The sequence below is a fragment of the Pseudomonas sp. GXM4 genome (genome assembly GCF_008923895.1).
Classification (GTDB): Bacteria; Pseudomonadota; Gammaproteobacteria; order Pseudomonadales; family Pseudomonadaceae; genus Aquipseudomonas; species Aquipseudomonas atacamensis.
The window spans coordinates 1-12,795 of sequence record NZ_WBRZ01000167.1 but is presented as its reverse complement, the minus strand read 5'-3'; the positions used below and the strand labels follow the sequence as shown (position 1 = coordinate 12,795).

Genomic DNA, 12,795 nt, shown 5'->3' with positions numbered 1-12,795 from the left:
CGGAGCGTCCCTTGAGGCGTTCCCACGCAGGGCGTGGGAACGATCACCTTTGCTTGCAGCTTGCAGCTTGCAGCTTGCAGCTTGCAGCTTGCAGCTGTAGCTGCCTCAAATCCCGTCGAGCATCGCCTTGTTGCGCACCGCGCCTTTATCTGCACTGGTCGCCAGCAGGGCGTAGGCCTTGAGGGCGGTGGTCACTTTGCGTGGGCGCACCTCGACCGGTTTCCAGCCTTTCTTGTCCTGCTCGGCGCGGCGTGCCGCCAGTTCTTCGTCGCTGACCAACAGGTTGATCGAGCGGTTCGGAATGTCGATCAGTACCTTGTCGCCATCCTGCACCAGACCGATCGCGCCACCGGCCGCAGCCTCTGGCGAAGCGTGACCGATCGACAGGCCGGAAGTGCCGCCGGAGAAACGCCCGTCGGTGAGCAGCGCGCAGGCTTTGCCCAGGCCTTTGGATTTCAGGTAGGACGTCGGGTAGAGCATTTCCTGCATGCCCGGGCCGCCTTTCGGGCCTTCGTAGCGAATGATGACGATGTCGCCTTCCTTCACTTCGTCAGCGAGGATGCCGCGCACGGCGCTGTCCTGGCTTTCGAAAATCTTCGCGTTGCCTTCGAAGACGTGGATCGACTCATCGACCCCGGCAGTTTTCACCACGCAGCCGTCCTGCGCGATGTTGCCGTACAGCACGGCGAGGCCGCCTTCTTTCGAATAGGCGTGCTCGAAGCTGCGGATGCAGCCGTTTTCACGGTCGTCGTCGAGGGTTTCCCAACGGGTCGACTGGCTGAACGCAGTCTGGGTCGGAATGCCCGCAGGGCCTGCCTTGAAGAAGTGATGCACGGCTTCGTCGCTGGTCTGGGTGATGTCCCACTTGGCGATGGCTTCTTCCATGCTGCGGCTGTGTACGGTCGGCAGGTCGGTGTGCAGCAGGCCGCCACGGGCCAGCGAACCGAGGATGCTGAAAATGCCGCCGGCGCGGTGCACGTCTTCCATGTGGTACTTCTGGATGTTCGGCGCGACTTTGCACAGCTGCGGCACGCTGCGCGAGAGGCGGTCGATGTCGCGCAGGTCGAAATCGATCTCGGCTTCCTGGGCGGCTGCGAGCAAGTGCAGGATGGTGTTGGTCGAGCCGCCCATGGCGATGTCGAGCATCATCGCGTTCTCGAACGCCTTGAAGTTGGCGATGTTGCGCGGCAGCACGGAGTCATCGTTCTCGCCGTAGTAACGCTTGCACAGCTCGACGATGGTGCGACCGGCCTGGAGGAACAGCTGTTCGCGGTCGCTGTGGGTGGCCAGAGTGGAACCGTTGCCCGGCAAGGCCAGACCCAGTGCTTCGGTCAGGCAGTTCATCGAGTTGGCGGTGAACATGCCGGAGCACGAACCGCAGGTCGGGCAGGCGCTGCGCTCGTACTCGGCGACTTTCTCGTCAGAAGCGCTGGAGTCGGCGGCGATTACCATGGCGTCGACGAGGTCGAGGCCGTGGGAAGCGAGTTTGGTCTTGCCCGCTTCCATCGGGCCACCGGAGACGAAGATCACCGGGATGTTCAGGCGCAGCGCGGCCATCAGCATGCCCGGGGTGATCTTGTCGCAGTTGGAAATGCACACGATGGCGTCGGCGCAGTGGGCATTGACCATGTACTCGACGGAGTCGGCGATGATCTCGCGACTCGGCAGCGAATACAGCATGCCGTCGTGGCCCATGGCAATGCCGTCATCGACAGCAATGGTGTTGAATTCCTTGGCCACGCCACCGGCGCGTTCGATTTCGCGGGCGACCAGTTGACCCAGGTCCTTCAGGTGCACATGCCCCGGGACGAACTGGGTGAACGAGTTGGCGATGGCAATGATCGGCTTCTTGAAGTCGTCATCTTTCATGCCGGTGGCGCGCCACAGTGCGCGGGCGCCGGCCATGTTGCGGCCGTGGGTGGATGTTTTCGAGCGGTAATCTGGCATGGAGCACTCCGGGCGGCTAATCACGTACTAAAGGGGAGTGAGCTTCTGTTGACCTCTGAAACACCCGAAAAATGGCCGTGTGTCCGGAAGCTGCCGATGACGTTGCGGGATCGCCGCTGGTCTCAGCCTGAGCTCATAAACCCGCCGGGGATGAATGGCGATGAATGAGGCGATTCTACACCGCTGGCGTCGCGAGGGAATGGCGCAAAGCGTTGTTCCCCCGCTGAAGAGGCACGCGGGATGACGACTGGCAGGATCAGTGGTCGCCTCCCGGCATCACCGGATTGCTGCGCCGGCTGCTGACGCGACGGCCAATCACGCTGTTGAGCAACAGCGATACGCCGCTCAACACCACGAAGCCGTAACCCAGCGTCGCTTGCAGGTTGGCCGGGCCGAGGCTGATCAAGGCGCTGACCAGCCCGCCACAGATAAAGATGATGGTGCTGCCGGCGGACGCCGATGCGCCGGCATTTTCGGCGAACAGGCTCATGGCACGTGAGGTGGCCGGTGGTCTTGAAATGGTCGTGCCCACCGTGCAGATCAGCATCGGAATCAGCACCGTCGCCGCTGACAGATCATGATTGGCCGCCAGATAGAGCATCACCAGCCCCGAGAGCAGGATCAGACTCAGCCCGGTGAAAATCTGCTGTTGCGCATTGATATGCCGATTCAGCACGCTGGCGAACAGGCCGCCAAAGACATAGGCGGCGCCGTAGATCAGCAGGATCAAGGCAAAATCGTAAGGTGCCATCTGCAGCTGCTCCATGAAGATCAGCGGGGAAATGACGATGAAGGAAAAGTGGCAGGCGAAAGCGAATGCGGAAATCAGCCAGCAGCCGACAAATTCGAAATTGCCCAGGACGCGCTGATAGGACTGGATGAAGCCAAGGCGGCTGGGATCATGAGGAGGACGGCTGTTATCGAGCAATCGCCAGGTCTTGATCAGAACTGCTGCGGCCAGGGCGATGAAGACCCAGAAGCTGCCGCGCCAGCCGAGCGTGGCCTGCAGAAACGTGCCCGCCAATGGTGATACCGAAATGAAGATGCCCGTGGCGGTGACCATCAGGATCCGCAGGCGATCACGCTCGTTGCCTTCGAACAGATCCTGCACCAGTGCCTGGGACAGCACGAAGCAACCGCATCCCAGCGCCTGCATCACCCGGAAAATCAGGAACAGCGTGTAGTCATTGCTCAGCACGCAGCCCAGTGCGCCGAGCAGCGACACGCTCATGCCGGCGAGCAGCAGACCTTTGCGCCCGATCACATCGGACAACGGGCCGATCAATAACTGGGCAAATGCGATGCCCACGGCAAACAGACTGATCGACAGCGCGATGTCGTTTGACGATCGGCCAAAGTGGGCTGCCAATGCCGGAAAGGAAGGCAGCAGCACATCCAGCGGAAACACGCCTAGCAGGATCATCGCCAGCAGCAGGCTGATTGCTCCGCGCTGCTGTCGGCGGGTGGTTGCACGGCTGTGTTTATCCATCGATCAATCCTGCTTTGGCGAAGAGTGTCTGGTTATGGGGCAATGCAAAGAAGCCGGCCTTGTGCAGGGCCTCCACAGTAGGTTTGCAGCCAGCGCGTGCACGGGCGCGGTTGGCCTGCACCGTTACCGTGCTGCCGACAATCTCCATCACGTCGATCTCGGCAATACCGGCCGAACGCAGGCTTTGTTGCAGCCAGCTTTCATCTGCTTCGAAGAAAATGGAAATGATCTCCACGAGGGTCTTGCTGGCGAACAGGCGCTGACGACTGTTCATCGCAATCCAGAAGTAATGGAAGGCTTCGGCGAAATAACGGCTGTGCCGGGCTTCGTCGGCAAGGTGATCACGCAGCATGTCGTTCACGCTGGACACCAGCGTGTCGCGGCAGACCTCCAGCAACTCGCGGGCAATGATCGTTTCCGAGACAAATCCCAGCAGGAACCACGCCAGTGCACGGTTTTTCTCCGGCGTGCGCGCGATCAAGGCGTTCATGCGGCTGATTCGCTTCGGAATGACCGGACGCCGGGTGATGCTGTAATACGCAGCGATCTGCTCGGCAATCTGGTTGGAAAACAGCGCGTGGTAGCCCTCGTCGGTATACAGCTGCAGTGCTGCATGCTTCATCGGCAGCGGTATGTAGATGGGCAGTTCGCGGTGCGCGATGACTTCCACCGCGCGGTTGACGATGCGGTGTTCGAGCAGGGTGGTGTAGTCGAGGAAATACACCAGATGATTAGCGGTAAGGCGGTGCAGGGTTTCGCGCCCCTTGGCCTGGATGGCCGGATGCGCCAGATAGGGCACAAAGGCCGGGGGGAACCAGTAGCGGGTTTGCAATTGCTGCTCGACATCGCCCGGTAACCGGTAATCATGGGTACTGCTGCGTACCGATGCACGGCTCTCCCAGTCTGGAAGCGTGAATTTCAGTGACCATGACACCGGGGCTTCGCTCTCGTCCATCGCCGTGGAAATCATGACTGTGCTCCGCTGAGCAGATCACGCATTTCCTGGCACATGGTGTGACCATCGCTTTCGCCGCAACCGACAAAGAACAGCGGTTGCTCGGCGCTGCCCGCGATGCCGAGCAGGGTTTCAACCTGTGCGTCGGCAAATGCGCCGGTCAGCCAGGTGTTCAGCCCCAGCGTTGTTGCTACCAGTTGAAAGGTTTGCGATAGATGACCGGCCTCGATGAATGCCATGCGATAGGCGCGCGAGTGTTCGTACTTCCACCAGAGACGATCAAACCTGGCGGTGATGAACACGCCCAGCGGCAGGTTGTTGATGAAGTGCTGGCCGCCGAGCAATTGGCCCAGTTCCGGATCCGGCAGCGCATTGATCCGACTCAGAGCGTGTTCGGCAGGGTGGTAGGCGTAGATGCCGGGTTCCAGCCCGCTGACATTTTGCGCCAGGACAAATCCCTCACAGGCGTTCAATCCGCCGCCGGACGGGCAGCCCCGGCGGGCCTCGAGACCCGGCGCGACCGGATCGGCGTGGGCATCTTCGCGCGGGGGAAGATAGCCGAGGGTCAGATACAGCAGCGTGCCGACCTCGTTCAGTGTCACCGCCGCACCGGTGTAGGAACGACAGGTTTTGCGCCTCATCAGGGCCTGAGTCAGGCTGTCATCATTAATGGCGCCTGGTACGGGCAGGGTAATCAAGGGCTGCACTGATCGCGGCGCCGGGGTGTTCGCAGGTTCCGGCTTCGCCAGCACTTCGCTGCAGTGCGCCAGATATTGCCTGGACCACTCGTGAATATTCCGAGGCGTATGTGCGCAAGGTATATTTTGTGTGCCGATGTGATAAATCTTCGATAGTTCATCCCAGCCCCAATCCGGGCTGTCTATTTTTGAAGTTGTTAGAATGCCTGCGTCCAGAAGTTGTCTGTCTATTATGTTGTTCGGGTCAAATATATCAGGGTTGTGTATAAGGCTGGCGAGGCGATGGGAGTATTCAAGATCAAGTTCGTGTTGAGTGTGCTTCTTGTAGTTCCAGACTACTTGTCCGGGCGGGCGCGGCAATATAAAAAGAAAAGGATTGATATACATGGGTTCAGATCACTCAGGAAAAGTCTGATGGACGCCAGAGTGCCGGCACTCTCCGGCGTCCAGGCTACTTAGCGGCCGGTGGCTGCAACCAGAAAGGCCAGGTTGGCGAGTTTGTCTGTTTCGAGATAAATGGTTTTCATGATGTGAACTCCTTGTTCGTTGGTAGTTGAGTCGCTTCGTTGCGACAACTTCATATTAGTTTGTAATCGAATATTGGCAAGCGGATATTAAGTAGGAATATTCCAGTAATTTTGTCGGAGTGGTCTTTTGCAGGAGACTTACTGTGTAGGTTTAATTTCCATGTTTTACAGGCATGACGAAACTTCCTGCAAGGCGGCGAGAAAGAAGTTGTAGGAAGAGGGCAGGGCACTCATGTCGAGTGTGAAAAAAACGGGCGGAGGGGGCGCAAAAAAACGGGGAGCTCAGTAGCTCCCCGGTGTTCAAGCGCAATCAGCTGTTGGGCAGCAGACGGCAGGTGATGCTTTTGATGTAGCGGGTTTCAGCGATGGCCGGATGCACCGGATGATCCGGACCCTGACCGCCACGTTCGAGCATCTGGATGTTGCGGTCCAGATGACGGGCGCTGGTCAGCAGGATGTTCTGCAGATCGTCTTCCGGCAGGTGCATGGAGCACGAAGCACTGACCAGAATGCCGTCCTTGGTCAGCAGGCGCATGGCTTGCTCGTTGAGACGACGGTAGGCGCCTTCGCCGTTCTTCATGTCTTTCTTGCGTTTGATGAAGGCCGGCGGATCGGCAACGATCACGTCGAAGCGCTCTTCGCTGGCTTTGAGTTCCTTCAACGCTTCGAAGACGTCGCCTTCGATGCAGGTCATCTTGTCAGCGAAGCCGTTCAGTGCAGCGTTGCGCTCGACACCGTCGAGGGCGAATGCAGAGGCGTCGACGCAGAACACTTCGCTGGCGCCGAACGCAGCGGCCTGCACGCCCCAGCCACCGATGTAGCTATAGAGATCAAGTACGCGTTTGCCCTTGGCGTAAGGTGCCAGGCGCGCGCGGTTCATGCGGTGATCGTAGAACCAGCCGGTTTTCTGCCCTTGAATGACCGGCGCTTCGAACTTCACACCGTTCTCTTCCAGCGCGACCCATTCCGGCACCAGACCGAATACGGTTTCGACGTAGCGGTTGAGGCCTTCGGCGTCGCGGGCGGCGGAATCGTTCTTGAACAGGATGCCGCTTGGCTTGAGCACCTGGGTCAACGCGGCGATCACGTCGTCTTTATGCGCTTCCATGGTCGCCGAGGCGATCTGCACCACGAGGATGTCGCCGAAGCGATCGACCACCAGACCCGGCAGCAGGTCGGAGTCGCCGTAGACCAGACGATAGAACGGCTTGTCGAACAGACGCTCGCGCAACGACAGTGCGACATTCAGGCGATGCACCAGCAGCGACTTGTCGAGTGCCAGTTTGATGTCGCGTGACAGCAGACGCGCGCAGATCAGATTGTTCGGGCTCATGGCGACGATGCCCAACGGCTTGCCGCCAGCGGCTTCGAGCACCGCCTGATCGCCGGCCTTGAAGCCGTGCAGAGGCGTGGCGGCCACGTCGATTTCGTTGCTGTAGACCCACAAGTGGCCGTTGCGCAGGCGACGGTCGGCGTTGGCTTTGAGGCGCAGGCTAGGCAGGGACATGACGTCGCTCCGGAAAAAAGAGCGGGAGTATAGCGTGTTGACGCGTGCTCCGGTCTGGCCTGCGATGAAAAGCGGATGGCCCCTTCGCGAGCAGGCTCGCTCCCACACTTGGAATGCATTCACCTGTGGGAGCGGGCCTGCTCGCGAAAGGATTTCGGCGCTTACGCAGCCAGTGCGTCAATCAGGGCCTGACTGAAAGCCGGCACATCATCCGGCTGGCGGCTGCTGATCAGGTTGCCGTCCTTGACCACTTCCTGGTCGACCCAGTTGACCCCGGCATTGACCAGATCGTCCTTGACCGTTTTGTAGCTGGTCATGGTCTTGCCATTGACCAGTCCTGCCGAGATCAGCAACCAGCTGCCGTGGCAGATCACGGCAATCGGCTTGCCCGCCGAAGCGGCAGTCTTGACCAGATGCTGAGCATCCTGATCGATACGGATGGTGTCGGAATTTTGCACACCACCGGGCAGCAGCACGGCATCGTATTGATCGACGCTCACAGCCTGGAAGGTGTTGGTGACGGGGAAGTCGTCGGCCGGTTTGTCATGGTTCCAGCCTTTGACGGTGCCGGCCTCGGCCGAGAGGATATCGACCTGCACGCCGGCCTGCTCGAGGGCATCCTTGGGGCCGGTCAGTTCGACCTGTTCGAAACCATCGGTAACCAAAATAGCGACGCGTTTGCCATTGAGGGAAGTTGCCATCGGTAAGCTCCTGAGTCTGTGGAGATTTTGCTTCGCAGCGAACCGTTGAAGTCCGAAGCGCCCTACAGATTCCGAAGCCTGGGCACAGATGAAAGTTCCGGCGATGTGCCCATCGGTGTGTCGCCCTGCGGTTTCAGCGGTTAGAATCGCCGCCTGCCCCGGAGTGTGTACTTATGTCCCAAGAGCTGACCACCGAACAGATTCAACAATCGCTGCAAGGCATCAGTGTGCCGGCGCAACCGCAGATCATGGTGGATCTGCAAATGGAGCAGTACATGCCCGACCCGGACCTGGAGGTGATCGCCAAACTGATCTCCCAGGACCCCGGTCTGTCCGGCGCGCTGCTGAAAATCGTCAACTCGCCGTATTACGGCCTGAGCAACAAGATCACCTCGATCCAGCGTGCGGTGAACCTGTTGGGCAGCCGCTCGATCATCAACCTGATCAACGCGCAGTCGATCAAGGGCGAGATGAACGACGACACCATCGTCACCCTCAATCGTTTCTGGGACACCGCGCAGGATGTGGCGATGACCTGCCTGACCCTGGCCAAGCGCATCGGCACCCAGGCCGGTGACGAAGCCTATGCGTTGGGCCTGTTCCACGATTGCGGCGTGCCATTGATGCTGCAGCGTTTCCCCAATTACATGACCGTGCTGGAAGAGGCCTACGCCAGCGCCAGCCCGGAATGCCGCGTGGTCGATACGGAAAACCGTGTGTTCAACACCAACCACGCCGTGGTCGGTTACTACACGGCCAAGTCCTGGCGCCTGCCGGAGCATGTCAGCGCCGCCATCGCCAACCACCACAACGCGCTGGCGATTTTCAGCGACGAATCGTCGAAGAACAGCCAACTGAAAAACTTGCTGGCGATTCTGAAAATGGCCGAGCACATCTGCGCCTCTTATCGCGTGCTGGGCAACCAGAGCGAGGATTTCGAGTGGAGCGCGGTGGGCCCGCTGGTGCTCGATTACGTCGGTCTGTCGGACTACGACTTCGAAACACTCAAACAAACGATTCGCGACCTCGGCGCGCATTGATCCGAGGACACCATGCCTGAACTGCCGGAAGTCGAAACCACCCGTCGCGGGATCGCCCCGCACCTGGAAGGCCAGCGGGTCAGCCGGGTCATCGTCCGCGACCGGCGCCTGCGCTGGCCGATCCCCGAAGACCTCGATGTGCGCCTGTCCGGGCAGCGCATCGTGCTGGTCGAGCGGCGCGCCAAATACCTGTTGATCAACGCCGAGATCGGCACGCTGATCAGCCATTTGGGCATGTCCGGCAATCTGCGTCTGGTCGAGGCCGGGTTGCCGGCGTTGAAGCACGAGCACGTCGATATCGAACTGGAGTCGGGACTGGCCCTGCGCTACACCGACCCGCGACGCTTCGGTGCGATGCTGTGGAGCAACGACCCGCTCAATCACGAACTGCTGATTCGCCTCGGGCCGGAGCCGCTGACCGATCTGTTTGATGGCGAGCGCCTGTTCCAGCTGTCACGCGGGCGCTCGATGGCGGTCAAGCCGTTCATCATGGACAACGCGGTGGTGGTCGGGGTCGGCAATATCTACGCGACCGAAGCGCTGTTCGCCGCCGGCATCGATCCGCGCCGCGAAGCCGGGGGCATCTCCCGCGGGCGTTACTTGAAACTGGCAATCGAGATCAAACGCATCCTCGCCGCCGCCATCGAGCGTGGCGGCACGACGTTGCGCGATTTCATTGGCGGAGATGGCCAGCCGGGCTATTTCCAGCAGGAACTGTTTGTTTACGGTCGCGGCGGTCAGCACTGCAAGGTCTGCGGTAGCGGCCTGCGCGAAGTGAAGCTGGGCCAGCGCGCCAGCGTGTTTTGCCCGCGCTGCCAGACCTGAAAAAATCCTTCGGTCTATAGTGAGAAGTCTCACTGCTCAGCCCGAAGGATCGTGCCATGAAAGTCCTGCAAGTCTTCTTCGTCACGCTGCTGTTGTGTTCCAGCCTGGCCGTTCAGGCCTCGGAAACCGGCAGCGGTGATCCGCGTTACACCATCCAGAATCCCCCGGCCTACGCCATGCTTGGCGACCTGCTGATTGCCCGGCCCTTGCTGGTGGTGGCTACGGTGATCGGTGCGGGAGCGTTTGTGGTGTCGTTGCCGTTTACCGCACTGGGCGGCGGTGTTGGCGATGCCGGTCAGGCGCTGGTGGTTGACCCGGCGAAAGCGGCGTTTGTGCGGTGTCTGGGGTGTACAGGGGAGGGGTTCGAGCAGCGCGAGTGAAGGGCAATATCAAAAGATCGCAGCCTTCGGCAGCTCCTACAGAGGAATGCGATCCATGTAGGAGCTGCCGAAGGCTGCGATCTTTTTAGCGAATCAGGCCTTGCCGGTGATCTTGCGGTACTTCTCCATCAACTGTTCTTCAGTCTCCGGATGGGCTTCGTCCAGTGGAATGCAATCCACCGGGCAGACCTGCTGGCACTGCGGCTCGTCGTAGTGGCCGACGCACTGGGTGCACAGGTTCGGGTCGATCACGTAGATCTCTTCGCCTTGGGAAATGGCGGCGTTCGGGCACTCGGGTTCGCAGACGTCGCAGTTGATGCAATCGTCGGTGATGATCAGGGACATGCTAACTCCAGCCGGGGCGGCAGGCCCGGGCGCTATAAATCAATGCGCGCAATTGTGCCGCATTGGCGAGCGCAGTGCACGCGGGGGCGATCAAGGGCACGAGACTGCAATCTTCAAAAGCAAAGATCGCAGCCTGCGGCAGCGCCTATTTCTTGAAGCGCAGGGTCAGCGCGTCGGCCACGGCCGGGTGGACGAACTTGCTGATATCGCCGCCCAGCGCGGCAATCTCCCGCACCAGCGTCGAGGAAATGAACGAATAACGCTCCGACGGCGTGAGAAACAGGCTCTCCACATCCGGCGCCAGTTGGCGGTTCATGTTGGCCAGCTGGAATTCGTATTCGAAGTCCGACACCGCGCGCAGACCACGCAGGAACACATTGGCGTTCTGCTCTTTGGCGAAATGCGCGAGCAGCGTCGAGAAACCGACCACTTCCACGTTAGGCAGGTGTTTGGTGACCTCGCGAGCCAGTTCGACCCGTTGTTCCAGCGGGAACAGCGGGTTCTTTTTCGGGCTGGCGGCGACCGCAATGATCACGTGATCGAACAGGCGCGAGGCGCGTTCGACCAGATCGCCATGGCCCTTGGTAATAGGGTCGAAGGTACCTGGGTACAACACTCGGTTCATCGCGTCGTCCTGGCGGGAGTCCGTTGGGGAGTCGGATGGTATCGCAGCCTTCCCGGTCGGCCAAGTCGCCTGTTGGGTAAGAAAGCACTATAGACGATAGGAATATTCTGCTTTTTCATGGATTTTTCAGTCGGTCAGCCAAGGCTGTCGCCAGTTGTGCGGTCAGGCCATACACCGACAACTGCGGGTTGGCGCCGATGCTGGTGGGGAACAGCGAGCCGTCGTGGATCGACAGATTGCGCAGTTGATGATGGCGGCCGAGGCTGTCAGCGACCGCGCGTTGCGGATCTTCACCCATCGCACAACCACCCATCACATGGGCGCTACCGAGTCGCGTGCGGTACAGCTCCAGGCTCAGTCCATCGATCATTGAGCGCGCCTCGGCCAGGGTCTTCACATAGCGGCCGTCGGCGTGCATCGGCATCACCGATTGCGCGCCGCCGGCGAACTGAATGTCGGCCATGACGTGAAAGGCTCGGCGCAAACCGTCCCAGGCGTACTGCGAAACCTGATAGTCGAGCACCGGCGAGCCATCACCGCGCAGCTCCACCGAGCCACCGCTGCTGTCCGGGTGGAAGCCATCGCGCAGCAGCGCCAGCATCGCGTGGGTGTGCGGCAGGTCGGCCATATGCTGTGCGTTTTCCTTGCCGAAACCACCGAGCAGTGTGGCAGCCAGCGCCGGGTGCAGCGGCGGCACTTCGAGTTTGAAAGCCATCGGCCCGGTGGTGCCGTCCTTCCACTGAAAATGGTCGGAATAAATCGACTGCGGCGCGCCGTAGAACGGATTGACCACCTCGGCGAAACGCGCGGCGGACATGTTCACCGGGTGCAGAAAGGTGCGCTTGCCCACGCGCTCATGCGGATCCGGCGCGTCGGAGCGCAGCAACAGCGCCGGGCTGTTGATGCCGCCGCCGGCCAGCACATAATGCCGCGCCTTGACGCTGATGCTGCGCCCGGTCGGCTCGACACAGCGCTCGTCCATCGCCACGCAATGCAGGCCGGTAACCTTGTCGCCGCTGATCAGCAGCTTCTCCACCCGCGCCAGATACAGCAGCTCGCCGCCCTTTTCCAGCGTCGCCGGGATGGTCGTGACCATCATTGATTGCTTGGCGTTGCTCGGGCAGCCCATGCCGCAATAGCCGAGATTCCAACAACCGCGAACGTTGCGCGGGATCACGTGCCAGCTGTAGCCGAGTTGCTCGCAGCCTTTGCGGATCACATCGTTGTTGGCATTGGGCGGCACCATCCACGGCGCGACCCCGAGGCGCTGCTCCATTTTTTCGAACCACGGCGCCATCTCTGCCGGACTATGGCCTTTGACGTTGTGCTCGCTGGCCCAGTGTTCGAGGGTCGGCTCGGGTGTGCGGAAGCTTGAGGTCCAGTTGATCAGCGTCGTGCCGCCGACCGCGCGGCCCTGCAGGATAGTGATCGCGCCGTCCTTGCTCATGCGCCCGATGCCTTCCTGGTAGAGGCTGCTGTAAGCCTCGTCTTCGAGCAGCTTGAAATCCGAACTGGTCTTCAGCGGGCCTTCTTCGATCAGCAGGACTTTGTAGCCGGCCGCGCTGAGGATCTCCGCCGTGGTGCCGCCGCCGGCGCCACTGCCGATGATCGCCACGTCGGCTTCGAGGATGAGGTCGTCGCTCAGTTGCGCGCCGTTGTAGGTTTTCCAGCCTCGGGCGAGGCCTTCGCGGAAGGGATCGGGTACGGGCATCGGTCAGGTTCTCTTTATTATTCTGGATGCTGAGGTGATGCAGCA

General features: G+C 60.6%; 12 protein-coding genes. 3 read left to right on the top strand and 9 right to left on the bottom strand.

The window, feature by feature from the left end:
• Positions 1-105 precede the first annotated feature (105 nt).
• The 6 genes from ilvD to F8N49_RS19020 all read right to left on the bottom strand — a co-directional run bounded on the left by ilvD (position 106) and on the right by F8N49_RS19020 (position 7,824).
• Positions 106-1,947 (bottom strand): dihydroxy-acid dehydratase, encoded by a 1,842-nt coding sequence (gene ilvD, locus F8N49_RS19045; RefSeq protein WP_016772696.1) that lies wholly within the window; start codon positions 1,945-1,947, stop codon positions 106-108.
• Positions 1,948-2,203: 256 nt separating this feature from the next.
• Positions 2,204-3,436: an MFS transporter gene (locus tag F8N49_RS19040; RefSeq protein WP_122751172.1), complete on the bottom strand. Its 1,233-nt coding sequence runs from the start codon at positions 3,434-3,436 to the stop codon at positions 2,204-2,206.
• Positions 3,429-4,406, bottom strand: a complete 978-nt coding sequence (locus F8N49_RS19035; protein ID WP_122751171.1) for a diiron oxygenase — start codon at positions 4,404-4,406, stop codon at positions 3,429-3,431. Before F8N49_RS19035 ends, F8N49_RS19040 begins: the two co-directional genes overlap by 8 nt.
• Positions 4,403-5,476, bottom strand: a complete 1,074-nt coding sequence (locus tag F8N49_RS19030) for a SagB family peptide dehydrogenase (RefSeq protein ID WP_151552100.1) — start codon at positions 5,474-5,476, stop codon at positions 4,403-4,405. The genes F8N49_RS19035 and F8N49_RS19030 overlap by 4 nt, the downstream gene beginning before the upstream one ends.
• A 450-nt stretch (positions 5,477-5,926) precedes the next feature.
• Positions 5,927-7,123 carry a class I SAM-dependent rRNA methyltransferase gene (locus tag F8N49_RS19025; RefSeq protein WP_016772700.1) on the bottom strand — a complete coding sequence of 399 codons (1,197 nt, stop codon included), beginning with the start codon at positions 7,121-7,123 and terminating at the stop codon, positions 5,927-5,929.
• Between the two features lie 161 nt (positions 7,124-7,284).
• A complete protein-coding gene (locus F8N49_RS19020) occupies positions 7,285-7,824 on the bottom strand; it encodes a type 1 glutamine amidotransferase domain-containing protein (protein WP_122706749.1) in 540 nt (179 codons plus the stop codon).
• Positions 7,825-8,051: 227 nt separating this feature from the next.
• On the opposite strand from F8N49_RS19020, the gene F8N49_RS19015 reads away from it, so the two are divergent.
• From F8N49_RS19015 to F8N49_RS19005, 3 genes are read left to right on the top strand one after another with little or no spacing between them, the layout of a single operon-like run.
• Positions 8,052-8,864: an HDOD domain-containing protein gene (locus F8N49_RS19015; protein WP_160769650.1), complete on the top strand. Its 813-nt coding sequence runs from the start codon at positions 8,052-8,054 to the stop codon at positions 8,862-8,864.
• A gap of 12 nt (positions 8,865-8,876) precedes the next feature.
• Positions 8,877-9,689, top strand: a complete 813-nt coding sequence (gene mutM / locus F8N49_RS19010) for a bifunctional DNA-formamidopyrimidine glycosylase/DNA-(apurinic or apyrimidinic site) lyase (protein WP_122698599.1) — start codon at positions 8,877-8,879, stop codon at positions 9,687-9,689.
• A 56-nt stretch (positions 9,690-9,745) separates the two neighbouring features.
• On the top strand, positions 9,746-10,069 hold the full coding sequence (locus F8N49_RS19005) for a multidrug transporter (protein ID WP_076564452.1): 324 nt from the start codon (positions 9,746-9,748) through the stop codon (positions 10,067-10,069).
• Between the two features lie 93 nt (positions 10,070-10,162).
• On the opposite strand, the gene F8N49_RS19000 is transcribed toward F8N49_RS19005, so the two are convergent.
• The 3 genes from F8N49_RS19000 to F8N49_RS18990 form a co-directional block, all read right to left on the bottom strand.
• Complete coding sequence (locus F8N49_RS19000) at positions 10,163-10,414, bottom strand: YfhL family 4Fe-4S dicluster ferredoxin (RefSeq protein ID WP_003195146.1); 252 nt, start codon at positions 10,412-10,414, stop codon at positions 10,163-10,165.
• Positions 10,415-10,559: 145 nt separating this feature from the next.
• A complete protein-coding gene (gene coaD, locus F8N49_RS18995) occupies positions 10,560-11,039 on the bottom strand; it encodes a pantetheine-phosphate adenylyltransferase (protein WP_003229157.1) in 480 nt (159 codons plus the stop codon).
• A 115-nt stretch (positions 11,040-11,154) separates the two neighbouring features.
• A complete protein-coding gene (locus tag F8N49_RS18990) occupies positions 11,155-12,750 on the bottom strand; it encodes a GMC family oxidoreductase (protein ID WP_151552098.1) in 1,596 nt (531 codons plus the stop codon).
• Positions 12,751-12,795 lie beyond the last annotated feature (45 nt).

Excerpts from the sequence above, each read along its gene's own strand:
- ilvD (WP_016772696.1), bottom strand. The coding sequence starts at position 1,947 with ATGCCAGATTACCGCTCGAAAACATCCACCCACGGCCGCAACATGGCC.
- F8N49_RS19040 (WP_122751172.1), bottom strand. The coding sequence starts at position 3,436 with ATGGATAAACACAGCCGTGCAACCACCCGCCGACAGCAGCGCGGAGCA.
- F8N49_RS19035 (WP_122751171.1), bottom strand. The coding sequence starts at position 4,406 with ATGATTTCCACGGCGATGGACGAGAGCGAAGCCCCGGTGTCATGGTCA.
- F8N49_RS19030 (WP_151552100.1), bottom strand. The coding sequence starts at position 5,476 with ATGTATATCAATCCTTTTCTTTTTATATTGCCGCGCCCGCCCGGACAA.
- F8N49_RS19025 (WP_016772700.1), bottom strand. The coding sequence starts at position 7,123 with ATGTCCCTGCCTAGCCTGCGCCTCAAAGCCAACGCCGACCGTCGCCTG.
- F8N49_RS19020 (WP_122706749.1), bottom strand. The coding sequence starts at position 7,824 with ATGGCAACTTCCCTCAATGGCAAACGCGTCGCTATTTTGGTTACCGAT.
- mutM (WP_122698599.1), top strand. The coding sequence starts at position 8,877 with ATGCCTGAACTGCCGGAAGTCGAAACCACCCGTCGCGGGATCGCCCCG.
- F8N49_RS19005 (WP_076564452.1), top strand. The coding sequence starts at position 9,746 with ATGAAAGTCCTGCAAGTCTTCTTCGTCACGCTGCTGTTGTGTTCCAGC.
- F8N49_RS19000 (WP_003195146.1), bottom strand. The coding sequence starts at position 10,414 with ATGTCCCTGATCATCACCGACGATTGCATCAACTGCGACGTCTGCGAA.
- coaD (WP_003229157.1), bottom strand. The coding sequence starts at position 11,039 with ATGAACCGAGTGTTGTACCCAGGTACCTTCGACCCTATTACCAAGGGC.
- F8N49_RS18990 (WP_151552098.1), bottom strand. The coding sequence starts at position 12,750 with ATGCCCGTACCCGATCCCTTCCGCGAAGGCCTCGCCCGAGGCTGGAAA.